The organism is Pseudomonas atacamensis (genome assembly GCF_017167965.1).
Classification (GTDB): domain Bacteria; phylum Pseudomonadota; class Gammaproteobacteria; order Pseudomonadales; family Pseudomonadaceae; genus Aquipseudomonas; species Aquipseudomonas atacamensis.
The window spans coordinates 2,828,316-2,851,601 of record NZ_CP070503.1 but is presented as its reverse complement, the minus strand read 5'-3'; the positions used below and the strand labels follow the sequence as shown (position 1 = coordinate 2,851,601).

16 protein-coding genes are annotated in these 23,286 nt (G+C 59.8%); 2 read left to right on the top strand and 14 right to left on the bottom strand.

What is annotated here, in order from left to right; genetic code table 11:
* Nucleotides 1-309: 309 nt before the first annotated feature.
* From eprS to JWU58_RS12975, 10 genes are all read right to left on the bottom strand, one after another.
* Nucleotides 310-3,261 carry an autotransporter serine peptidase EprS gene (gene eprS, locus JWU58_RS13020; protein ID WP_206422115.1) on the bottom strand — a complete coding sequence of 984 codons (2,952 nt, stop codon included), beginning with the start codon at nt 3,259-3,261 and terminating at the stop codon, nt 310-312.
* Nucleotides 3,262-3,454: 193 nt separating this feature from the next.
* Complete coding sequence (locus JWU58_RS13015; protein ID WP_206422114.1) at nt 3,455-4,825, bottom strand: TolC family outer membrane protein; 1,371 nt, start codon at nt 4,823-4,825, stop codon at nt 3,455-3,457.
* Nucleotides 4,826-4,827: 2 nt separating this feature from the next.
* Nucleotides 4,828-6,177 (bottom strand): HlyD family type I secretion periplasmic adaptor subunit, encoded by a 1,350-nt coding sequence (locus JWU58_RS13010; RefSeq protein ID WP_206422113.1) that lies wholly within the window; start codon nt 6,175-6,177, stop codon nt 4,828-4,830.
* Nucleotides 6,174-7,949 (bottom strand): type I secretion system permease/ATPase, encoded by a 1,776-nt coding sequence (locus JWU58_RS13005; protein ID WP_206422112.1) that lies wholly within the window; start codon nt 7,947-7,949, stop codon nt 6,174-6,176. The genes JWU58_RS13010 and JWU58_RS13005 overlap by 4 nt, the downstream gene beginning before the upstream one ends.
* Before the next feature lie 202 nt (nt 7,950-8,151).
* A complete protein-coding gene (locus JWU58_RS13000) occupies nt 8,152-8,580 on the bottom strand; it encodes an AprI/Inh family metalloprotease inhibitor (protein ID WP_163012695.1) in 429 nt (142 codons plus the stop codon).
* Between the two features lie 90 nt (nt 8,581-8,670).
* Nucleotides 8,671-10,116, bottom strand: a complete 1,446-nt coding sequence (locus JWU58_RS12995; RefSeq protein ID WP_206422111.1) for a serralysin family metalloprotease — start codon at nt 10,114-10,116, stop codon at nt 8,671-8,673.
* A 463-nt stretch (nt 10,117-10,579) separates the two neighbouring features.
* On the bottom strand, nt 10,580-11,665 hold the full coding sequence (locus JWU58_RS12990) for a polyamine ABC transporter substrate-binding protein (RefSeq protein ID WP_123442400.1): 1,086 nt from the start codon (nt 11,663-11,665) through the stop codon (nt 10,580-10,582).
* A 55-nt stretch (nt 11,666-11,720) separates the two neighbouring features.
* Nucleotides 11,721-12,065, bottom strand: coding sequence for a cupin domain-containing protein (locus tag JWU58_RS12985; protein ID WP_024013066.1), 345 nt, complete (start codon nt 12,063-12,065; stop codon nt 11,721-11,723).
* 31 nt (nt 12,066-12,096) lie between these two features.
* Nucleotides 12,097-13,503, bottom strand: a complete 1,407-nt coding sequence (locus tag JWU58_RS12980; RefSeq protein WP_206422110.1) for an NAD(P)/FAD-dependent oxidoreductase — start codon at nt 13,501-13,503, stop codon at nt 12,097-12,099.
* Nucleotides 13,504-13,555: 52 nt separating this feature from the next.
* Entirely contained in the window at nt 13,556-14,368 is an 813-nt protein-coding gene (locus JWU58_RS12975) for a helix-turn-helix domain-containing protein (RefSeq protein ID WP_206422109.1), read from the bottom strand.
* Between the two features lie 265 nt (nt 14,369-14,633).
* On the opposite strand from JWU58_RS12975, the gene JWU58_RS12970 reads away from it, so the two are divergent.
* Nucleotides 14,634-14,906, top strand: coding sequence for a DUF1652 domain-containing protein (locus JWU58_RS12970; protein WP_038862172.1), 273 nt, complete (start codon nt 14,634-14,636; stop codon nt 14,904-14,906).
* A 49-nt stretch (nt 14,907-14,955) separates the two neighbouring features.
* On the opposite strand, the gene JWU58_RS12965 is transcribed toward JWU58_RS12970, so the two are convergent.
* Nucleotides 14,956-17,430, bottom strand: coding sequence for a UvrD-helicase domain-containing protein (locus JWU58_RS12965; RefSeq protein ID WP_206422108.1), 2,475 nt, complete (start codon nt 17,428-17,430; stop codon nt 14,956-14,958).
* A gap of 257 nt (nt 17,431-17,687) precedes the next feature.
* Here JWU58_RS12965 and JWU58_RS12960 point away from each other — a divergent pair, with 257 nt between their 5' ends.
* On the top strand, nt 17,688-18,383 hold the full coding sequence (locus tag JWU58_RS12960; RefSeq protein WP_016774845.1) for a pirin family protein: 696 nt from the start codon (nt 17,688-17,690) through the stop codon (nt 18,381-18,383).
* A gap of 53 nt (nt 18,384-18,436) precedes the next feature.
* On the opposite strand, the gene pgm is transcribed toward JWU58_RS12960, so the two are convergent.
* From pgm to JWU58_RS12945, 3 genes are all read right to left on the bottom strand, one after another.
* Nucleotides 18,437-20,083 carry a phosphoglucomutase (alpha-D-glucose-1,6-bisphosphate-dependent) gene (gene pgm, locus JWU58_RS12955; protein WP_095180093.1) on the bottom strand — a complete coding sequence of 549 codons (1,647 nt, stop codon included), beginning with the start codon at nt 20,081-20,083 and terminating at the stop codon, nt 18,437-18,439.
* Nucleotides 20,084-20,191: 108 nt separating this feature from the next.
* The gene (locus tag JWU58_RS12950; protein WP_206422107.1) at nt 20,192-21,592 is read right to left on the bottom strand and encodes an aminotransferase-like domain-containing protein; all 1,401 of its coding nucleotides are present in this window, start codon (nt 21,590-21,592) and stop codon (nt 20,192-20,194) included.
* Between the two features lie 49 nt (nt 21,593-21,641).
* Nucleotides 21,642-23,108: a hypothetical protein gene (locus JWU58_RS12945; protein WP_206422106.1), complete on the bottom strand. Its 1,467-nt coding sequence runs from the start codon at nt 23,106-23,108 to the stop codon at nt 21,642-21,644.
* Between the last annotated feature and the right edge of the window lie 178 nt (nt 23,109-23,286).

Here is a 23,286-nt window from a genome sequence, read left to right as displayed (position 1 = left end):
ACAAAGGTTTTGCGACTGCTGCGCAGTCGAGCGGGGATAAATCCCCTCGCCACAGTGGCTCAAACCCATGCAATCAGAACTGCCAGTTCAGGCTCAGCCCTACGCCATGCAGCTTCTCGCGGCTGGCGTTGCCTTGATCGTTCCCACGCTCTGCGTGGGAATGCCTCTAGGGACGCTCCGCGTTCCAATGGGACGCAGAGCGTCCCGGGCTTCATTCCTTTGCTGCGCGTGGGAACGATCAACACAGGTTTTTGCTGCGCAGTCGAGCGGGGATAAATCCCCTCGCCACAGTGGCTCAAACCTATGGAATCAGAACTGCCAGTTCAGGCTCAGCCCTACGCCATGCAGCTTCTCGCGGCTGGCCAGTTGGCCGTTGTAATCGAGGTTGACCCGCACGTCCTTGCTCAAGGCCAGACTGGCCTGCACCCCGACCAATGCGGCATCACGCACCAGCGCCGAGCTCTCCACTGAGTACGGCGTGCCGCCGCTGGCAAAACGCAAATGCTGCTCTGATTCAATATCGCTGAGGCTGTGCTGCCAGCCGAGACGGGCGCTGACGTCCAGCGCTTGCTGGCTGGAAAGGTGGAAGGTTTTGCTCGCCCGTACGCCCAAGGTGCTCAACACCGCATCGCGCTGATCGCCAGCGCTTTTCAGCGCAGCGGCATCGCCCTTTTCGGTAAAGCCCTCCGTGTCGAGATGCAGGTAGGTCAGGTTGGCGAACGGTTCCAGCGCCAACGGTTGCAGCTGCAAGCGATACGCCGCCTCGGCGAAGACTTGGGTGGTGTTCGCGTCGACTTTGGCTTTCTGCTTGGCGCTGACGTCGTCGTATTGCAGATCGCGCTTCACATCGCCGCGATGCCAGCTGTAGGCCGCGCCAGTGCTCAAGCGCCACGCGCCGATGGCGTGCCCCGCGTAAGCGCCAAGGTGGTAGCTGTCGACTGTTGCCAAGGAATGCGTGCCCGAGCCCATGTTCAAGGAGCTGTCGCTGTAGCCGGTGACCAGACCGATGCGGGTCTGCTCGTCCAGCGCGCCGTCGACACCGGCCAGCAGACCGCCGATCGAGGTGTGGTAGCCGGCCGTGTCGTGGCCCGAATCCGTGCTGCCCCAAGCGCCGAGGGCTTTGATCCAGCCGTTGCTGCGGGTCGCCGAGTCATCGTGCAGCCGCTCGCCGAGCGCATCACGCAACTGGCGGCTGTCGTTGATCAGCATTGTCCCCAGCGCTGGATAAATCTCGCCGCTCAGTTGCTGGAAGGCTTGCTGCGCCGAGGCTTGATTCGGTGCACGAAGCACACTTTCGTAAACCGAATTGCCGGCGCCCAGACCTTCGACTGCCGCCGCCACCGAGCGCTGGTTCGGCGTTTGCCCGACGCTGGAGAAGCTTGTGGCATTGCGCTGGATATTCAGCTGAATGCCGGTTGCGGCGTAGTCGAGGGCGTCGCCGATGAACAGGTAGTTCGGCACTACTGCAGCGAACTGCCCCTGCACGCCGCCGGCCGCTTGCAGGATGTTGTACTGGCGACCGAGCAGGCTTTGCGCTTCGGCGCTGCTGAGCAAGGTCGGGCTGTTTTCCAGCGCCAGGCTGACGCTGGCGCCGCTGACGGTTGCCGTGCCGCCGGCGACGATGCGGTCACTGCTGGTGGGCGATAGCTCGACGGCGTAGGTCGAGCCGGGGGCGAGTGTCACATCACCAGCGACGTTCAAGGTGCCGATGGAATTGCCCGGTGCGACCCGGCCACCGCTGTTGGCGGTCAACGCGCCGATGCGTCCGGAGCCGCCAAGGGTGCCGCTGTTGTTGACGGTGACCGCTGAGGTCAGCGAACCGTTCACGGTCAGCAGACCGCCGTTGACGGTCGTCGGACCGCGATAGGTGTTTGCGCCACTGAGCAGCAATTGCCCGGCGCCGGACTTGATCAGGCTGCCCTCGTACACCCGGTTCGCCGCTGCCGCATCACGCAGCATGCCGACGGCGTAATCGGTCTGCTCCTGCTGACTGGCGCTGGCCGGCACACCGTTCTGCCAGCCTTTGTCCTGCAGGGTTTGCTGCCAGGCGCTATGCTCGGCGAGGTCTTCGCGCTGGCGCTGGATCAGCGCCTTGTCGGAGATGTCATTGCTCCAGACATCGCGCTGCCCTGCCCCCAGATTGGCATCGAACGCACCGAGCAATTGCCCCGGCCCGCGCATCGCCCGGTCGAGGTTGGCGACGCCCCAGCCGACGCGCTCGTTCGGTGCGTTGGTGACCGAGCCATCGAGCTGGGTGGCGGTGGTCAGCAGCACTTCGAGCGCCTGCTGGTTGTTCATGTACGGATAGCGTTCCATCACCAGCGCCAAGGCGCCGGTCGCGTGCGGTGCCGCCATCGAGGTGCCGGACTTGATCGCATAACCGCCGCCGGGAATGGTGCTGTCGACCTTCGCCCCCGGTGTGGTGATGCACCAGTATTTGGCAATCCCGCACTGGTTGTACTTCTGCTGATTGCTCTGATCGAGCCCGGACACCGCCAGCCAGTGACCTTCCAGATCCGGCTGAAAGTACGGCAGCGCCGAGCGCACGCTGGCGTTCGGGTAACCGCTGTTGCCGGCGCTGAAGACATTGATCACACCGCGCCGCGAAACGTCGGCAGCGGCGTCGAGCCAGGTGCCATTGTTCCAGTGCTGCGCGTAGGCGGCGTGCAGATCCGCGAGAGTGCGATAGCTGACATCCGGCGGCTGGCTGCCCCAACTGTTATTGATCGCCCGCACCCCGGCATCGGCGAGGCTGTCGTAGACAGCTTTGAAATAACGCGGATCAGGGCCGGGGCCGAAAAGGAAACTGTCGTTCTTGTTGGTGTTGCCGACGTAGATTTGCGCGTTGTAAGCCACGCCGTGCATGCCGCTGCCATCACGGGCAGCGCCCATGGTCCCGACCACGTGGGTGCCGTGGGAATCGTTGTTCGGGTTGAGCGTGCCGTCGACGTTGAACGCTGAGCCATCGACGTAGCTGCCGCTGGCGGTTACCGGGTGATAACGGTCGGCGGAGAATTCGGGGTGAGCGGCATCGAAACCGGAATCGAGCGCGCCGATCTTCACGCCCTTGCCGGTGATGCCGGCTGCGTAGGCCTGATCGGCCTGCATGCGTTGCAGACCCCAGTCACGCAAGAACTCGGCGCTGCGCCAACTGGATGGATCGCCGGGCTGGCCGTGTTCGAGGTATTGGGCGTGAGCCTGGTTTGCAGAAATCACAAGCAACAGCGTGCCGACCGAGATCGGCTTGATGCGTACGTCCATGTTCATCACTCTCGTTTTTGTTGTTTTGTTCAGGGCTGAATTGCGGTGTCGCCCGTTCCCCTCACCCCAGCCCTCTCCCCGAGGAGAGGGAGCCGATTTGTGTTGATGTCAAAACCTGCGTCCAGCTCGGTGGTTCAGGTCGATGCAGCTATCGCAAGCCACTCGGTCAGTCCCCTCTCCCTCTGGGAGAGGGTCAGGGTGAGGGCTGTTGCGCGACCACAAATGCTTCGTCCACCCGCGCCAGATCCTGCTCATTCAGCGTCCCGGCGTAGTAATGCAATTTGGTCCAGGCCATCAGATAGTCGTAGCGTGCCTGGGCCAGGTCGCGGCGGGTGGTGAACAGTTGCTGCTCGGCGTTCAACGCGTCGAGATTGGTGCGTTCGCCGCCCAGAATGCTTTGTCGGGTCGAGACCACCAGCGCCTCGGCCGACTTCAGGGCCTTCTGATAAGCGCGCAATTTGCTCACCCCGGACAGGCAGGCGCTGAACTGGCGGCGCAGTTCGATCAAGGTTTCGCGGGTTTTGCCATCCAGCTCGTATTCGGCCTGTTCCATGGTGCGGCTGGCCTGACGCGTCGACGCCGATACCCCGCCGCCGGCGTACAGCGGCACGCTGACTTCCAGGCCGATGGTGTTGGTTTCGTAGCGCTGGTTATAGGTGTTGCCGCTTTCCGACTCGTTGTCGCGCATCGAGGCATAAGCACTGACTTTCGGCAGATGCCCGGCGCGGTTGCGCTCGACTTCGTAGCGCGCCACTTCCACGGCCTGACGCTGCGAAGCGAGGTTCGGGTTGTTGCTGATCGCCAGTTCATGCCAGGTGTCGAAGTTGGCCGGTTGCAGGGTGAAGGTCTGAAATTGCTGACCAAGCGGCGCCAGATCGCCGATGTCCACCGCCGGCACGCCCACCAGCGCGCCCAGCTCGCGCAAAGCGGCATCCTGCTCGTTGCGCGCTTCGATCTCCTCGGCAGTCGCCAGCTCATAGCGCGACTCGGCTTCGAGAATATCGGTGCGCGTGCCCTCGCCCTGCTTGAACATGTGTTCGTTCTGCTGGAACTGCTGTTCGTAGGCCTTCTTCTTCGCCTGGGCGATGTCGATCTGATCCTGGGCGAACAAGGCTTTGGTGTAGTTATCCAGCACGCGCACCAACAGTTCCTGACTCTTGCCGCGAAACGCTTCGTCGGCAAACAACGACTGCGCCACGCCTTTGCGATACGCCGCGTAAGCCTCGTAATCGAGCAGCGGTTGCTGCACCGTGAGCGCCGAGCCGTAACTGTTGTAGTTGCGCTCATCAGTTCGATTGCGCGCACGATCATCCAGAGACGTCGCCTTGGAAGAGTTGCGCCCCTTGTTGTAGGTGTAACCGATCCGTGGCAGCAGCCCGGCGCGGCCAATTACGCGGTTTTCCAGGCCGGCATCGCGCTCCTTGATTGCACCGAGGAACACCGGATCGTTGCGCAACGCCTGTTCGTAAATCTCGAATGGCCCCATGGCCGCGACTGCCGCGTGACTCGCGAGCAGCGTCATTGCGGCCCCCAGCATGCAAAGCTTTTTCATACAGCCGAACATCCTTATTCCTCGGTCAACGCAGAACCGGCGCGATCCAGAAGCGGTTTGAACAGGTAGTTGAGGAGTGAACGCTCACCGGTGCGCACGAACATTTCCGCCGGCATGCCGGGCTTGATCACCAGACCGTTGAGCTTTTCCATCGCCTGATCACTGACGCTGCTGCGCAACACGTAATACGGCACGCCAGTTTTCTCATCGACCATCTGGTCAGCGGAGATCAGGCTGACTTCGCCGGGCACGCGCGGGGTTTTGCTCTGGTTGAACGCGGTAAACAGAATGTCCACCGGCAAATGCGTGCCGACCTTGTCGATCAGGTTGATTGGCAAGTGCCCTTCCACTTCCAGGGTGGTGCCTTGCGGAACGATCTCCAGCAGGGTTTCGCCCTGACGCACCACAGCGCCTTCGGTGTGCACACCGAGGTTGACTGCCACGCCATCGGCGGTGGCGAGGATCTCGCTGTGTTGCAGGTCGAAACCGGCGGAGGTCAGCTGTTCGGACAGCGTCACGCTTTTCAACTGCGCATCGGCCAGTTGCGTGCGCACTTCCTTCTGGTATTCCTCGCCGTGCTGCTGCAACTTCAGGCGCGATTCAAGAATGCCCTGCTCCACACGGCCACTTTCACCGGTGTTTTCCGCCAGCTGCTGCTGCACTTGCGACAGTTGCCGCTGGTAGTCCATCAAGCGGTTGCGCGGGATGTAGCCGTTGTCGGCCAGTGGTTGCAGGTTGCTCAATTGTTGCTGCAAGGAACTGGCCTGGGCATTGAGGTCGCTGCGCGCGCGGCGCATGCCGGCCAGTTGCGCGGTGGCGCCTTCGATGTTGGCGCGCAGTGCCGCTTGTTCCCGGGAGAACGCTTCGCGGCGGCTGCTGAACAGTTGGCGCTGGCCTTCCAGCACCAGCGCCAGGCGCGGGTCCGGGTCGTTGCTCAGTTCGGCCGGAAAGGTCACTTGTTTGAGGTTGTCGCGCTCGGCCTGCCAGCGCGCGAGGCTGGCCCAAGCCATGCGGTACTGCGCCTGCAGCGATTGCACATCGGCAGCCACTTGCGTCTGGTCAAGGCGGAACAACGGCTGGCCCTGCTTCACGATCTCGCCTTCGCGCACCAGAATACGGCTGACCACGCCGCTGCTCATCGACTGCACAGCCTTGCGTTTGCCCGACACCACCACGGTGCCCTGCACCGGAATGCCCTGATCCAGCGGCGCCAATGCCGCCCAGGTGAAGAAACTGCCAGCGCCGACGATGGCCAGAATCCAGCCCAGGCGTGCGAAGAATTTCGCATCGCGTTCCGGGCGCTCGGTGAGGTAGGCGTGTTCCATGTTCGCTTCGTTTTCAGTGTTCATGCTGGCGCTGCTCATACACCCGAATTCCTTGTCGTGGGCTGATACTGCCGGCTCATGCTGAGCCCGCCCGGTGCTTGTGCGGCTTTTTCGCGTTGCTGTTCCTGCTGACCGGAAAGTGCCTTGAGCACATCCTGACTCGGGCCGAACGCCTGCAAACGACCATCGTTGAGCACGAGCAATTTGTCAGCCTGAGCCAGCACCGAAGAACGGTGCGTCACCAGAATCACCGTGGTGCCTTGCGCCTTGAGTTGCGCAATGGCGCTGGCCAATGCCGCTTCGCCGACGGTGTCGAGGTTGGAATTGGGTTCATCGAGCACCACCAGACTTGGCGTGCCGTACAGCGCGCGGGCCAGGGCCACGCGTTGCTTCTGGCCGCCGGACAAGCCGCTGCCGTCCTCGCCCAGTTGCGTGTCGTAACCTTGCGGCAAACGCAGGATCATTTCGTGAACGCCGGCCTGTTGCGCGGCAGCTACGACTTTTTGCGGATCGGCTTCGCTGAAGCGCGCAATGTTCTCGGCGATGCTGCCGCTGAACAATTCGATGTCTTGCGGCAGGTAACCGATGTAAGGACCAAGCTGATCGCGGTTCCAGCGATGAATATCAGCGCCGTCGAGGCGCACGGTGCCGCCCAGCACCGGCCACACGCCGACCAGCACTCGAGCCAGCGTCGACTTGCCGGAACCAGACGCGCCGAGCACACCCAGCACTTCACCAGCACTCAGATTGAAATTGACCATGTGCAAAGTGGCTGCACGCTGCCCGGGCGGGCCGGCGCTGACTTGTTCGAAGGTAATCTGGCCTTTTGGTGCCGGCAGTGCCATCGCCTCGTCGCTGGGCGGAAACGCCTGCAACAGCGCATCGAGACGGCGGTAAGCCAGCTTCGCCCCGCTCCACTGTTTCCAAACGGCGATCAGCTGATCAATCGGGCTCAGCACGCGGCCCATCAGGATCGAACCGGCGATCATCATCCCCGCCGTCATGTCGCCCTTGATCACCAGCAACGCGCCCAGGCCCAGCACCAGGGATTGCAGGCACAGGCGCAGGGTCTTGCTCAGTGAACTGATCACCGCGCCGGTGTCGCTGGCCTGGTTCTGCAAGCCGAGGAAGCGCGAATGCACCCCGAACCAGCGCTTGCGCAGCGAGCCGAGCATGCCCATCGCCTGAATGGTTTCGGCGTTGTGCAAGTGGCTGGTGGCCAACTGGCTGGACTGCTGGGAAAAACCGGCGGCCTCGCCGAGGGGCTTTTTGGTCATGTATTCGTTGAGGCACGCCAGCGCGATCAGCAGCAACGCGCCCGCCGTCGCCAACACGCCGAGCCAGACGTTGAACAGGTAGATGACAAACAGATAAACCGGGAACCACGGCGCATCGAAGAAGGCGAACAGCGCCGGGCCGGTGACGAACTGGCGAATGTGGGTCAGGTCGCCAAGCGACTGCCCGGCGTTACCCTCGCCCTTGAACAGGTTGCGCTCGAACGCGGCCTGATAGACGCGCAGATTGAAGCGACGCTCCAGCTGGCTGCCGATGCGGATGACGATAAAGCTGCGGATCACTTCCAGCAGCCCGATAAAGGCGAAGAAACCGACCACCATCAACGACAGCATTGCCAGGGTGGTTTCGTTCTGCGACGACAATACTCGATCGTAAACTTGCAGCATGTAGATCGACGGCACCAGCATCAACACGTTGATCAGCGCGGTGAAACAACCGACGCTGATCAGAATGCTTTTATAGTCGCCCAATGCCTTGATTAACGGAGCGGTGGCAGGAGACTTCGCCATCTTCATTGATTCTTCCTGAACAGTATTCATCGCGCCTGCGGGGCGAGACTTCAATTAATTAAGCGACCCTCCCGGAATACACTTCCGTGGCGCCCATTTAAATTTTCATAACAACTAGCGCTGATTGATGCAGTGCAGTTGATTTTATTTACCTTGCTTATAACCATGCGACGAATCGCTATAGCTATATTGGTTTGTAAAAGGCAGATCAGTTATTGGGCGCCGTACGTTCCAGCGTGACGATCAGCCCGGACTTCAAAGTCGCCAGATATAACCCGTCACGTTGTCGGCTGAAAAACTGGATTCTTGAGCCTTCGTTACCGGTGATCGACAAGCCGTCAGGATCAGGAAACCAGCCGATCGGAGCTTGCTCGAGCCATGCACCCAGACAGTCTGCGCCCTGGCCAACGGTCTTGTTGGCGAGCAGTTCGACACTACAAGTATTCGAGGGCTTGTCCTGGAGCTTTTGCGCTCGCAGGTCATCGACTGTGCTGGACAGTGTTGCCTGCCACTTTCCGGCAAACACGGAAGGTTCTTCAAGTCTGAGGCTGCTTGCCATCGCTGTTGCTCCTGAAATCGTAACGAGCGCCGCTGAAAGCCACGCCGATGCCGTGTAGGTAAAAGCTCTGTAGGTCATGGGAAATTTCGCTCCAGCCTGTAGCGTTGCGTACGACGCCTACCGATGCAAGTGAAGAAAGCGACGCCAGGGCGCCGCTTTCCCTTCACATCACGCCACGATGTCGCTGGTCGCTGCCTGGCCCACGGTGCTGACGATAAAGTCAGCCACGCCATGCCCGGAGAAATCCACCGACAACAGGCTGTTACCGCCCGACGAGGTCAGCACGGCATCACCGGCAGAACCGGTGAAGCTGTTGACGAAGTGCAGGCCCGCGCCGTTGGTGATGCCGGTCAGGTCGATTTTGTCCAGACCGCTGACGAAATCGAGGATCTGATCGATCGCACCCGGCTTGGAATCCGAGCTGGCGGCGAACACGAAAGTGTCCGAACCAGAACCGCCCCACAGTTTGTCAGCACCACCAGCGCCGTACAGGATGTCGTTGCCGGCACCGCCCTTCAGTTCGTTGGCTACGCTGTTGCCGATCAACAGATCGCTGCCCGAACCACCAATCGCGTTCTCGATGATCGCGCCCTTGGCAATCGACACGTTGCCGACCAGACCGCCCACGTCGGAGAAAGAAGCGTCATTGAGGTTGATCTTCTGGTTTTGGGTGAAACCGGAGAAGTCCAGAGTGTCCTTGCCGCCGGCATCCCACACCGAGAACACCACTTTGTCGCTCGACGACGATGCGCTGAGGAAATCACGGCCGGCATTGGAATTGAAGCCGTAGGTGGTATCACCAGTGCGGGTGCTGGTGTTGGCGCCGTAGAGCTTCTGGATCGCGGCGATGTCGTCCATCAGCGGGCCGGACGAGTAGGCTTCGACGCCGCCCTTGCTGAAGTTCTGGTTGGTGTTGCTCTCGCTCCAGTAACTCATGACGCTGTAGCCACGGGTGTCTTGGCCATAAGTCGCATCGTTGTAGGTCGGGTTGCCATTGCCGGCGTTGTAGTCGCCGGGGTGCGCAAGGCCCAGGGTGTGGCCGATTTCGTGGGTCAGGGTCTGACGACCGTAGTTGTTCAGATCCGGGTTCTTGTTCTGCGTGTAACCGCTGTTGATCAAGTACCACGAGGTGCCGTCATAACCAGCGCCGGTCCCCGGCAGATAGGCAAACGCCGCAGCGCCATTCTGGCCACCGCTGTAGTTACCGAAGGTCATGTGCCCGTCGCCGCCCGAGGCTCTCTCGGTGAAGGTGACATTGGCCACGTCGGCCCAGGACTGCATGGCGAGCTTGGCCTGAGCCTGTTGCTGCGCGCTGAACTGGCTGAACCCGCTGATGCCGTGCTTGTTCATGGTGCTGTTCGAGGCCGAGGTCAGGAACGTGTAGGTCAGTTCGATCTTGCCGCTGCCGTCCTTGTCCTGGTAGGCAGCGCCGTCACGCAGCAATTGCGTAGCCGCCTGATCGACGGTGTACGAGGGTTTGCCATTGACCGTGAGGTTGCCGCCACGGTCGTACTGATGGCTGAAGCTATTGATCTGGTTGTACGCCGAGCTGAACGCGGCCAGCTGGAAAGCCTGTTCGGCGGAATCAACAGCATTGGTTTTAACTTTCGACATAAACACACTTCCTTGTTTAGCAATGGAACAGTTTTTGTCCGACAGGACGATCTTTGGCGAGATCGTCCTATCACTCGCCCAATGAAGGCGTAACGAACCTGACACAATTGGAAATCTGTCGTAAAGAGTTTTTTTGCGATCCAATTTGGTGGTATCGGAAAACTGCCGTAAACAAAGCGTGCGGGGAGAAAAGATTGTTTTTAGTTGCGGCGAGGGTGGAAATTGTCTGACGATTTTCTATTTAAATATTAAATATCGGTAAGTTTGAATTTGTTGGGCAAGTCACACTTTCAGTCAGCGGTGCCAGTGCTTTGATATCAACTATCCTGATTCATTGAATAACGAATGTGAGAGCGAGCCTGCTCGCGAAGGCGCCAAGCCAGTCAACATAAGTGTCGAATGACAAACCGCTTCGCGAGCAGGCTCGCTCCCACAGGGGTCTTGTATGTTGGCCTGAAAAAACTCAGCTACCGGTGCGAATCTTGTTCCAAACCCGTGTCCGGATCCGGTCGATATTCAACGGCATCGCCTCCAGCGCAAACAGCTTGCCCATCATTTCCGGGCTCGGGTAAACCTTGGTGTCGTTCTTGATCGCCGGGTCGATCAGTTTGTCGGCTTGTTCGTTGCCATTGGCGTAATGCACGTAATTGGTGATGCCGGCCATGACATCGGGGCGCAGCAGGTAGTTCATGAAGGCGTAGCCGGCCTTTTCGTCTGGTGCGTCGGCGGGCATGGCGACCATGTCGAACCAGATCGCCGCGCCCTCCTTGGGAATCGCATAACCGATCTCGACGCCGTTCTTGGCTTCCTTGGCGCGGTTCTCCGCTTGCAGGATGTCGCCGGAAAAGCCCACCGCTACGCAGATGTCGCCGTTGGCCAGGTCACTGGTGTACTTCGAAGAATGGAAGTAACTGACGTAGGGCCGCACTTTCATCAGCAAAGCTTCGGCTTTTTTGTAGTCTTCGGGATTCTTGCTGTGGTGCGGCAGGCCCAGGTAGTTAAGCGCCGCCGGGAGCAGTTCCGGGCCGTTGTCGAGGATCGCCACGCCGCACTTCTGCAGTTTTTCCATGTATTCGGGCTTGAAGATCAGATCCCAGGAATCCACCGGTGCGTTGTCGCCCAGCACCGCTTTGACCTTGGCAATGTTGTAGCCGATACCGGTGCTGCCCCACAGATAAGGGAAACCGTGCTCGTTGTTCGGGTCATTGGTCTGCAAGGCCTTGAGCAGCGCCGGGTTGAGATTCTTCCAGTTCGGCAACTGACTCTTGTCGAGTTTCTTCAGCGCCCCACCCTGAATCTGCCGCGCCATGAAGTGGTTCGACGGAAAAACCACGTCGTAACCGGATTTACCGGTCATCAGCTTGCCGTCGAGGGTTTCGTTGCTGTCGTAGACGTCGTAGGTGACGCCGATGCCCGTGTCTTTCTGGAAATTCTTCGTGGTGTCCGGGGCGATGTAGTCGGACCAGTTGTAGACCTTGACCGTCTCGGCCGCGTGACTGACGGAAGCGGCCAGCAGCAGCGGCGCCAATGCGAGGGTTTTCTGGATCATGAGGCGATTCCTGTATGGGCTTTTTTTGTTGGCAGGCAATCAAAGGATCAAACAATCAGAAAATCAGCACGTAGCTCTTGCGCACGGTTTCCTGGATGTCCCAGATCCCGAGCGTGTTGGCTGGCAACATCAGTGCGTCGCCGCCTTGTATGTGCAGGGTTTCGCCGCCACCGTCGGGGGTGAAGGTGCAGCGCCCGGAAATGAAATGGCAGAACTCCTGCGCGGTGATCTGCCGCCGCCAGCGGCCCGGGGTGCATTCCCAGACGCCGGTTTCGACACCGTCGTCGCGCTCGACACTGGTGGTCGAGGCAATTGCGACGGGTTCGCCGAGGGGCACGGCGACCGGGTTGGATTCTTCGAGCTCAAGCGTGGCGGTGTTCTTGAATTGGGTGATGCTCATGGCGTGACCTGTTTATTGAGGGAAACGGCGTTCAGTGCATGAAACCTTCCATGAACCCGGCGACCCGGCTGGCGAGCTTGCGCCGCCAGGGCGCGGTCGCGGGATTGGCCAGGGTCTGGTCTTCGTGCACGAAACTTTTGATGATCGCGTTGTAGCCGAGCCAGCGGCATGGCTCTGGCTCCCAGGCACGCAGCGCATGAATGCCACCGTCGGGCAGGACCCACGGTTGTTGGGTCAGCTCGCTGTCGCGCTCAAGAATCAGATCGGCCAGCGTCCGGCCGCCGAGATTGCTGGCACCGACGCCCTCGCCGCCATAACCGCCCGATAGCGCGATGCCGTTGGCGCGGTCGCAAAGCATGTGCGGCTTGAAATGCCGCGACATGCCAAGGTTGCCGCCCCAGGCGTGGGTGATCTGCACATTTTTCAGCTGCGGGAACAGTTCGCCGAACAGATAGCGGCGCAATTCGACTTCATCGCGGGTCAGGTTGAAGTCATGGCGCAGCTTGCCGGCGAACTGATACCCGCCACGGGCGCCGAAGATCAGACGATTGTCGGCACTGCGCTGGCCATAGGTGACCTGGCGGCTGAATTCACTGAAGGCCTGGCCGCGATTGAGGCCGATTTCGTCCCAGGTCGCAGCGGACAGCGGTTCCGTGGCGACAATCAGGCTTTGCACCGGCAATTGATAACGACCAAGTGGTGGCAAGGTCACCGAATAACCTTCCACCGCCGGGACGATCCAACGGCTGCGCACGCTGGCCTTGGCGGTACGCAGACTGCCGGGTTGCCAGTGAGTGACCGGGCTGTTTTCGTAGATTTTCACGCCCATGTTCTGCACGGTCCGCGCCAGACCACGGACCAGTTTCGCCGGGTGAATGGTCGCGACATGGGGGGCGAAGATGCCGCCGTAGGGCTTGGCCACGCGGATCTGCTGGGCCAGCTGCTCGGGACTGAGCCAGCGGTAGTCGTTATCGGTAAGGCCTTGGGCGTGCAGCTTGCTCAGGTAATCGCGCAGAACGGCTTCCTGCTCTGGGTAGCGCGCGGCACAATAAAGCACCCCGCCCTTACGGTAATCGCAGTCGATGCCTTCGCGTTCGAGGACGATCTCCACTTCATCGGGGATGCTGTGCAGCAGATCAAACGACGCCCGCCGTTGCTGCGGCGATAAGCCTGCGAGCAAGTGATCTTCGCCCAGCAAATTACCCATCAGCCAGCCGCCATTGCGTCCGGATGCACCGAACCCGGCGGTTTGCGCCTCGACGATGGCGATATCCAGGCCGGGCGCCTGTTTTTTCAGGTAGTACGCCGTCCACAGTCCGGTGTAACCGGCGCCGATAATCGCCACGTCGACGTCCAGGTCCCGCTCAAGCGCAGGCCGCGCCAGCAGCGGCTCATCGAGCTGATCCATCCACAAACTGATCGTGCGCCACGCCGACATGCCAGACTCCGCCACTGAAAACTTTCGATGGCGTCGATCCTAGTGGCTGCCTTCAGTGGATGTCTTGCGCGCGTGCCCGCAGAGAAATTTGTTTGGCGTAGGCCTTGGGCGACTGGCCGGTGTGTTCGCGAAAGCATTTGTAGAACGCTGACAGCGAATTGAAGCCGGCGGCAAACGCCAGCTCGTCGACACGCAACGGCGGCGTAGCGCTGTCCAGCGCACGCAGCAAATGCTGCAGGCGCGCCTGATTGACGTAGCGATAAAAGCTTTGCCCGAGCACCTGATTGAGTAGATAGGAAATCTGATTGCGGCTGTACCCGCACTCCTTCGCCACCCGTTGCAGGTCAAGCTCAGGGTCCAGATAGGGCTGCTGCTTTTCGAAATACTGCTGCAGGTCTTCGGCCATGAAACTCAGTTGCCGCGGTGACAGACCTAGCCTGCTGACCGCCGGACGGCTTGGCGCGGAGCTACCGACGGCTTGAGTACGCACCAGCGAGGCGTACTCGTTGACGCGCCAGATCAAGCCGTCCTTGACCGTGATCGCTTCGCTGGAACGAAACGACACCAGGCCGTCGCCGCCGCGCAAGGTCACCTCGTACTGAATGAACGCGGTGTTGCCATCCACCCGGATTCGGTCGCAATGTTCGAGCAGTTCGTCGGATTCTCGCGGCATGCTCACGCGCACGTATTCGCGTAACTCATCCAGACCGAGCACCCGGTTCTGAAAGAAATCGTTGTACTGGATATCGGCGTGATAAAGCGCCATGACGCTGTCCAGATCCCGGTGTTTCCAGCTCAGGTGATAGCGCATGACCGTGGCGGCCGTGGCCTGGGTCTGTTCTGGGCCGTCGTCATCGGCGTGCATAAGAGGCTCGGCGAAAAAGAACCGAGCTTGCCCAACTTCCTCTGCCGCTTCAATGAAAAATCCATGGTGGCGTTTTGGCGATAATCGCTGAGCCAGTGACTTACATCAAAAAATGCGAATCAATCGCTAAACGGACTGAAAAAACTCACAGTTTTTTCACACACGGATGCTACTTTTAAAGCTCAAGCACTGGTTGAGCCAATGAAGGCTCTTCCCACCTAACATGAGCAAAAGGAAGCGCTCGATGAAGCAGGCGGGCAACACCATGAATAAAGGGTTCAGCAAAGTCACCTTTCCAAACGCTTGCCAGCTGATGCGCTGGCATTTTCATCCCATGGGTTTCGAAGCGACGATGGATGCGCCGGGCAGCATGATCGCCCGTCTTTTCGATCGGGCCAGCGGCGAAACCATGATCGCCATCGCCGGCATTCCCTGCGCAACGGTGATGAACGCGGCGGACGTCGAGCGCATGATCGAAGCCATCGAGGATGAGCTGGAAGCCTTCACTCCTCCGGAATCTCTCAAGAACTACGCATAACCACCTGATTCAAAACAAAAAGCCCGCAGCGATGCGGGCTTTTTATTGGTCAGGCGCTGGTCTTTTCGCGTCGATGGTCGACGAAGAAGGGTTTGCCCTTGGCGACTCGATCCGACGCCCTCGGCATGTTTACCGCCTGGCTGTCTTGCGGTTCGACGTACCAATAGCAATGGCTGACGGCGCGCGTGATACCGACGTAGGCAAGGCGCAGGATTTCGTCCTTTTGCGCAGTGTCGTACGGCTCGCTGTCGCCGGTTTTACCCAATCCCGCCATGCGATAGACCTGATTCTTGTACGGAGAACTGGTCAGATGCTGGCAATCGCCAAGCAGAAATACCGCATCAGCCTGCAAGCCTTTGGCGCTGTGATAGGTCAGTTGCTTCAGCTGCCGCGCGTCGTAGGGCAAGCTCGAATCTACATTAAGTACAGGCTGAATATGCTGCTCTATCAATAACTTATCGCTGCTTTTTCGATAAAGCATCAAGATTGAATCGCCGCGCCGATAATGCTCGGCCAAGCGCTGACCCAATGCTTCATCATCCCGCTCAAGCAAGTTGACCGGGTGAAGCGGCTTGGGCTCACCACTGGCCTTGGCCTTCTTGCCTGCGATTGCCGGCGCTGCACGGACGATGTGTTCGGCGGCGTCGATGATGTGCTGATGGCTGCGGTAGTTGTCACTGAGCATCACTCTTGTGGTGCTCGGTGAAGGAAATTCCTTGTTGAACTCCATGAAGTAGCTCGGCGAGCTGCCGCGCCAGCCGTAAATCGACTGCCAGTCATCACCGACACACAGCAGCGATGAACGCTGTGCCCCTCGCCCGATGTGCATGGCCGGGCCACGGCTACGGATTTCATTGAGGCTGGCGCGAATCCACGAAACGATCTGCGGCGATACGTCCTGGAATTCGTCGATCATCAAATGCGCCATCGGCCGCAGCAGCTCGTCGCTAAGCAGCTTGAGGTTTTCCGGCGAGTGCTCGCTGAACAACGCGAACATGCGGTTGTAGGTCATCACTGGCGGTTTCTGATCCAGCAGGTGATCTTCAAATGCGCGCCAGAACAGGCTCAGGGCCTCAAAGAAAAAACGATCAGGATCGTCCTTGGCGAAGCTCATCCGACTGACCGCGTCCGGTACATCCAGGCCGAGGTTTTCGATAAAGCCTGCTGCGGCGACAAAACAATCCAGCAATGGCGCCGATGCCAGCTCGCCTTTGACCTTGTAATCGAAGCCGGGACCGGCGCTGGCATCTCCGGCCAACGTCGCAAGAACGCGCCTGGATGACTCGTAACTATCAAGCCATATCAATGGCTTACGACAGAAAGCTTGAAACAGGGTGCGCTTGACCGCCCACTCTGCACGGACGCTCAGCTTGGCGTTGGGTCGGGTCAGCTGGGCGTTTTCCCTGGGATCAAAGCCGAGCACCACCCAAGCATCGAGGCTGGGAATATAGCCATGAGCGTGGAACTGCGAGCCATTTATTTCGAAGGCCTGCCGATTCGGTTCGATGCCTTTGATCGGCCATGCCCCTGCGCGAAACCACAGATCCTCGATGACATCGCAGAGCTCTTCATCGCGCTTGGCTGCCAGTTCGGTGACCGCCATGCGTTTCTGCACATCGGGGTGATCGCGTTCCAGTTCCTTCAACTGTAATCCGGCACGGGACAGCGGCTGGATCAACTGGCGGAAACGCTCATCGTCGTTGAACAGGCGGTGATAACAAGCATTAAGTTGCTGGCGCTGCGCGTCATTGATACGCAGGTCAAACGGATTGCTGTCGACCTCCTCTGCGCCGCTTTGCGGGCGATCGCTGAGGTTCTCGAAGGCCTGCAAACGCTCGAAACCCGGCAGGCTGCGCACCATCGGCAGGATGCGTGAGTGGAAGGTTCTGACCAGCTCGCGGGCCTGCTTGAGGTTCAGCGGCTGCCCCCACAGCGTGAAGATTTCGATTAGCTTGTTGATGAAGTCCTTACGCGATTCGCGGGTGAAGGTCACCACGGTCATCGAATCCAGCTCAAAACCCAGATAATGGCTAAGCAACAGAATGCGCAGCACCAGCGTGGTCGATTTGCCGGCGCCGGCACCGGCCACCACCGAGGTGGACGGCGTATCGCTGAAGATCATCTTCCACTGCGCAGCGCTGGGCTGGGCGTGGGCCGGAAGCAAACGGGCGACGTCAGCCTTGATGCGCTTCTTCAGTTCCGCCGTCAGCGGCAGGCGCCAGTCATCGAACAGGTGGTTATCGACGCTGGGCGGCCGATGCTCGGTGTTGCGGCTGTCGCGAATCAGCAGAACCTGGCGGCCTTCCTCCAAACCCTCAAGCTTGCCCTCCTTGAAACCGTATTCGACGCCGGCGGTGTGTCCGCTGCGAAATCCGTCAGCTTGCCCGTGCAGCCACGATGCCCGGTGCTGGGCGCGCAATTTTGTCAGACCGTGACCAAAGAATCGCGCGGCCAGACGTTTGAACCAGGGCATCTCGGCCAGTGGACGAAGTTCAGGGGGAAGATCGGGGATGTGTTGCGCCACGCTGACGGACTCCAGGGTGTGAGGCTGTGGCGGCTATGGTGTCTGGATTTGCCGTCGAGTTCTAGCGAAATGCTTACAGGTCATCGGTTTAGGCGACGAATTGAAAGTCGGATGAGACGATGTCGAGGCGCCTTCTTATCAAATAACCTGATCATGATGCGGCAGTTTTTGCGCTTTTTATCGATGATTGCCTGATAGATGATCGCCGTCATCAACCACGGGGCCCGCCCCCTGACGACCCTTATTAGGAGACGATCATGCTTGAACTCAGACCCTTCAGCTCGCTGGGCGGCGCCCATCATGGCTGGCTGGACGCGCATCACCACTTTTCCTTTGCCGAATACTACGATCCGCAGCGGATGAGCTGGGGCAACTTGCGTGTGTGGAACGACGACATCATCGCCGCAGGCACCGGTTTCCCGCAGCATCCGCACCGCGACATGGAAATCATCACTTACGTGCGAGAAGGTGCCATCACGCACCAGGACAACCTCGGCAACAAGGGCCGCACCGAAGCCGGCGACGTACAAGTGATGAGCGCCGGCACCGGCATCGCTCACAGCGAATACAACCTGGAAGACAAGGAAACCAAGATCTTCCAGATCTGGATTCTGCCGACCGAAACCGGTGCGCCGCCGTCGTGGGGAGCCAAGCCGTTTCCCAAAGGCGAGCGCGAGGGTTTTGTGACGCTGGCCAGCGGCAAGGACGGCGACGATGAGAGCCTGCACATTCGTGCCAATGCGCGTCTGGTGGCGGCGAACATCAAGGCCGGTGAAACCGCTGAATACCGACTGGATGAAGGGCGTCGCGCCTATCTGGTGCCGGCCACCGGCGTGATCGAGGTCAACGGGCTGCGCGCGCAGGCGCGTGACGGCGTGGCGGTGGCCCATGAGCAAGTGCTGACGGTCACGGCGATCGAGGACAGCGAAATCGTACTGGTCGACCTGGCTTGATCTGCAGGCAATAAAAAAGGGCAACCAGTACGGTTGCCCTTTTCATGTGCGCATCATTTGCTGGAAATGGCGCCGTCTACCAGAGTTTGCGCCTCGGCCACCAGTTGCTTGAGGTGGTCGTCGCCGAGGAAGCTCTCGGCGTAGATCTTGTAGATGTCTTCAGTGCCCGACGGACGTGCGGCGAACCAGCCGTTTTCGGTCATGACTTTCAGACCGCCGATGGCCTGATCGTTGCCCGGTGCGTGGCTGAGTATGCTCTGGATCTTTTCGCCCGCCAGCTCGGTCGAGGTGACCTGTTCCGGCGCCAGCTTGCTCAGCAGTGCCTTTTGCTCAGGGTTGGCCTTGGCGTCGACGCGTACCGAGAACGGTTCGCCCAGTTCGTCGGTCAGGGCGCGGTAGGCCTGGCTTGGATCGCGCCCGGTGCGCGCGGTCATTTCGGCGGCGAGCAAGGCTGGAATCAGGCCATCCTTGTCGGTGCTCCATACGCCGCCGTCCTTGCGCAAGAACGACGCGCCAGCACTCTCTTCACCGCCAAAACCCAGCGAGCCATCGAACAGGCCATCGGCGAACCATTTGAAACCGACCGGCACTTCGTACAGGCGACGGCCCAGGCGCTTGGCCACGCGGTCGATCAAACCGCTGCTGACCACGGTTTTGCCGACAGCGGCATCAGCGCGCCATTGCGGACGGTTCTGGAACAGGTAGTCGATGGATACCGCCAGATAGTTGTTCGGCGCGAGCAAACCACCGGACGGCGTGACGATACCGTGGCGGTCGTGGTCCGGATCGCAGGCGAATGCCACGTCGAAACGCTCTTTCAGGCCAATCAGGCCCTGCATCGCGTGGCTGGACGACGGGTCCATACGGATTTGGCCGTCCCAGTCGACGGTCATGAAACGGAACGTTGAATCGACCTGTTTATTCACCACTTCCAGGTCGAGACGGTAGTGTTCGGCGATGGCCGACCAGTAGCGCACCCCTGCTCCGCCCAACGGATCGACACCGAGACGCAGCTTGGCATCACGGATGGCGTCAAAGTCGATGACGTTGATCAGGTCGGCGACATAGGTGTTCAGGTAATCATGGCGATGGGTCGTGCTGGCCTTGAGCGCCTGCTCGTAGCTGATGCGTTTGACCCCGGCCAGTTTGTTCGCCAGCAGCTCGTTGGCCTTGGCTTCGATCCACTTGGTGATGTGGGTATCGGCCGGGCCACCGTTGGTTGGGTTGTATTTGTAGCCACCGCTCTGTGGCGGGTTGTGCGACGGCGTGATGACGATACCGTCCGCCAGGCCAGAGGTACGGCCGCGGTTGTAGCAGAGAATGGCGTGGGAAACTGCCGGGGTCGGCGTGTACTCGTCGCCTTCAGCGATCATCACGGTGACGCCGTTGGCGGCGAGGACTTCCAGTGCGCTGGCGCCGGCCGGGGTCGACAATGCATGGGTGTCGATGCCGACGAACAGCGGGCCGGTGATGCCCTGGGCTTCGCGATACAGGCAGATCGCCTGGCTGATGGCCAGAACATGCCATTCGTTGAAACTCAAATCGAACGAACTGCCGCGGTGGCCGGAGGTGCCGAACGCCACTCGCTGGGTAGAAATCGATGCATCAGGCTGGCCGGTGTAATAGGCCGTAACCAGTCGCGGGATATCGACCAACAGTTCTGCCGGTGCCGGTTTGCCCGCAAAAGGACTGAGTGTCATGCAAAAACCTCTGAAATCGGAGTGGTTCAGGAAATGCAGCGCAGTTTACTGGCAGTTTGACCACTGTGCGACGGGATGTATCCGAAACTCGCCCGATGTTTTTTAACGTTATTGGCCGGGTGAGAGGCGCAAGGCATCGCCGAGCAAGCCGATGACACTCGGCAGATCCCGCTCGCCGTGGTGCAACGCGCTTATCCGCAGATGATCCGCATGCAGACCTTGCAGGCTGAACAGCTCGCCGGGGGCCACGATGATCTGTTGCTTGAGCAGGCGACGGAACACATTCGCCATATCGACCGGCCGTAACGAACGCACCCACACCGTCGCCCCGCCCTGCGGCTCGACTATCTGCAGCGTATCGCCCAAACGTTCGTGCAGAACCTGGATCAACACGGCTCGCCGCTCACCCAGCATTCGCCGCAGCACAGATAAATGCTGATCAAGCCGCCCGCCATTCAACAACCGGGCAATCGCCTTTTGGCGGATCGGCGACAAGCGAAATGCGCGCAGCAGAAAATGGCGTTGCAGCGCCTCACGCCAGTGACGCGACAGGACAAAGCCGAATGGCGCTTCAGCGCCGATGAATTTCTCGAAAGTGGAAAACACCAGCAGACGCTCAGGATCAAGCCAACTGCGCAAACGCTGTGAATCATTGCGCTCGTCAAACTCGCTGTAGCAGTCGTTTTCCAGTACCCAGACGCCATGTTGATTGAGCAACTGCGCGGCGGCCTGCTGACGCTCATGGGTGAAACCCTTGCCGTGGGGCATGCTCAACACTGAAGACAAAAGAACCAGACGTACTGGCTCGTTCTCCAGCAGCGATTGCAGTACCGACAGGTCAAGCACGCCTTCGGCCAGCAATGGCCATTCGATCACGCGCACCCCGCACGACTCGAGCAGACGCAATATCACCCAGTCGCACGGTGATTCGACAATTACGCTGGCGTGACGCAATTCAAGCACCGAAATCAGAATTTCCAGGACCCCGCGCAGATCAGCACCGATATAGATGTCATCGGCATGCCAGAAATGCTCTGTCGAACTCGTGTACCGCGCTGCCAGGGCTACCCGCAACTCCAGCTCTCCGCAAGGTTGCACGAATGTCTGTAGCTGACGCGGATATTGGCGCAGAAGCTCACGTTCCAGCGTCAACAACGGGCTGTCCAGCGGTTGCAGCGAGGCCGGTTCGTCGGCGCTCAACACACACATTCCGGGACGTCTGGCGTTGACGTACACGGTCTCCAGCAGATCATTGCCGTTGCCGGGCGCATCCATGCTGAACAGCGCTTGCGCGTAATACCCTGACTTGGCTATCGAATAGACTCGACCTTCCTTCTCCAGAAGCGAATAGGCGTACTGCACCGTTGAAATGGAGACATTCAATCGATCCGCCAGTTGTCGCAAGGAAGGCATGCGTACCGCCGCACCACCTCCGGCGTCATCAATCAGCGTGGTCAGATATCGATAAACTGCCTGATAAACAAAGTCGTTGTCCCGCGCGCTTTTCACACCCTCATTTCCGTAGATATCGGTTCACCACCCAGGCTCCGGCTCACCGTCAGCGTTCCGTCGACCGCTCGAACGGCGCAGCCGAACGCGCCTCATCCGAAGCCGAACTCTCCGAGGCCAATTGAGTGGGCGCATGAATCTGCACAGGGCCCGTCGCATAGAGGCGGATCACCAACCTGACTGGCAACCCGCTCACTTCCGTTATCCACTTCAAAACCTGCTCCGGCGCGTGCAAGCCTTGCATGGCGCGGTGCAGATCAGGCATGGCGACCAGCATGCCGGGATGACAGTTGCGCAGGAACCGCTCGAGACCTTTGCCGTTGTCGATGAACGGTGCAAACAGCAGGCACACCAGCTGCGTTTCGCTCAATCCGAAACCATTGATGAGGTAGTCCTCGGCAAGCGCCCGCAGCTGCTCTGGCCCGCCGGCATTGTCATAGCTGGCCAGCAAGTGCTCGCAGACAGATTCGGCGACCTGTTTTCGCCGCATGTCGGCCAGCGTGTGACGAACATAATCGTCGATACCCGCCTCATAGGCGCGCCCCTCGATGAAGCGTGCGTACAAACCTCGCACGTGCGCCGAGATCAGAGGGTCAGCGAATACCGCTTCGCCCTGGTACAGCGCCAGGTCGTCAGGTTCATAACCGAGAAATTCGCCCAGCAGCGGCCAGCGATCCTCGATTTTGCCGACCATCATGTCGTTGATGTCGATAAAACTGGTGCGCCGGCAGGCTTCGAACTCACCTTCCGGACGCCACGCTATCCGGTCATCATCTGCGCGCAGCTCGCGGTAAAAATCATCACCGAGCCCGTCGAGCAGCGGAAAAAGCGCTTCGAATCCCGCACTGGCCAGTTCTGGACCGGTTATTGCCACTCGCTGCATTGCACGGTTCAGGCCTTCGAGGAAATGCTGCTGACTGCCTTTGGTTTCAGTGCTGATCATGGCGTCGACACCATTGTTCCAGCGGGCGATCTGGCTGTAGTACTCGGCCGTCGCCAGATAGGCGTCATCCCATAATTCAGGCGTTTCCAGCCAGGTGCGACAGTGCCCGACCAGCAGCAGATTGACGCGACTGGCCTCACGCCCTTCGTTGCTCACAGGCGTGCGATGGTCGAACGGCAGCACTTCGCGGTTATCGACCATCAGCACCTCGACCCGCGGATCGTCATAAAGAAACAGTGCGCTGTAGCTGCGATGCAGGTTTTGCAGGGCGAGCGGGCTGTCGCCACTCCAGCGCAGGGACGCCACGCGCAACTGGAAGGTCGCCGGAGCACGTCCGGCAATGGTCAACTGCGCAGCCCGGAGCAAGGCCAGGGTGTAGCAGCCGTCACGCAGGCCGGACTGAGGCACCAGCACCTTGAATTGCCCAATGTTTTCCATGCCGCCAGCGGCCACCACCAGGCGCTGTATCAGCAACTGCAATGCCGTGCGCTCGGCTCGGGAAAAGAAACTCAGCAGACGCTGCAATACTTGCTGATAGACATAGTTCATTGCCTGATCATGGATCGTGCTCATCGGTATTTACCCGGTATCAAAAGTTTCATGCCGCGCAGACATGACAATGGGCGCGCGGCAATTGGATCAATAAGTAATAGACGCTGAAATGCTAACACTTACAAAGTTGTAGTTATTTGAAACACTTCACCTGAATAAAGCCATCCAGATGCCAATCGTCACGCTCAACCACCCGTAT

What these genes read in the sequence shown, in the direction of transcription:
- eprS (WP_206422115.1), bottom strand. Translation starts at nt 3,261, where the DNA reads ATGGACGTACGCATCAAGCCGATCTCGGTCGGCACGCTGTTGCTTGTG.
- JWU58_RS13015 (WP_206422114.1), bottom strand. Translation starts at nt 4,825, where the DNA reads ATGTTCGGCTGTATGAAAAAGCTTTGCATGCTGGGGGCCGCAATGACG.
- JWU58_RS13010 (WP_206422113.1), bottom strand. Translation starts at nt 6,177, where the DNA reads ATGAGCAGCGCCAGCATGAACACTGAAAACGAAGCGAACATGGAACAC.
- JWU58_RS13005 (WP_206422112.1), bottom strand. Translation starts at nt 7,949, where the DNA reads ATGAAGATGGCGAAGTCTCCTGCCACCGCTCCGTTAATCAAGGCATTG.
- JWU58_RS13000 (WP_163012695.1), bottom strand. Translation starts at nt 8,580, where the DNA reads ATGACCTACAGAGCTTTTACCTACACGGCATCGGCGTGGCTTTCAGCG.
- JWU58_RS12995 (WP_206422111.1), bottom strand. Translation starts at nt 10,116, where the DNA reads ATGTCGAAAGTTAAAACCAATGCTGTTGATTCCGCCGAACAGGCTTTC.
- JWU58_RS12990 (WP_123442400.1), bottom strand. Translation starts at nt 11,665, where the DNA reads ATGATCCAGAAAACCCTCGCATTGGCGCCGCTGCTGCTGGCCGCTTCC.
- JWU58_RS12985 (WP_024013066.1), bottom strand. Translation starts at nt 12,065, where the DNA reads ATGAGCATCACCCAATTCAAGAACACCGCCACGCTTGAGCTCGAAGAA.
- JWU58_RS12980 (WP_206422110.1), bottom strand. Translation starts at nt 13,503, where the DNA reads ATGTCGGCGTGGCGCACGATCAGTTTGTGGATGGATCAGCTCGATGAG.
- JWU58_RS12975 (WP_206422109.1), bottom strand. Translation starts at nt 14,368, where the DNA reads ATGCACGCCGATGACGACGGCCCAGAACAGACCCAGGCCACGGCCGCC.
- JWU58_RS12970 (WP_038862172.1), top strand. Translation starts at nt 14,634, where the DNA reads ATGAATAAAGGGTTCAGCAAAGTCACCTTTCCAAACGCTTGCCAGCTG.
- JWU58_RS12960 (WP_016774845.1), top strand. Translation starts at nt 17,688, where the DNA reads ATGCTTGAACTCAGACCCTTCAGCTCGCTGGGCGGCGCCCATCATGGC.
- pgm (WP_095180093.1), bottom strand. Translation starts at nt 20,083, where the DNA reads ATGACACTCAGTCCTTTTGCGGGCAAACCGGCACCGGCAGAACTGTTG.
- JWU58_RS12945 (WP_206422106.1), bottom strand. Translation starts at nt 23,108, where the DNA reads ATGAGCACGATCCATGATCAGGCAATGAACTATGTCTATCAGCAAGTA.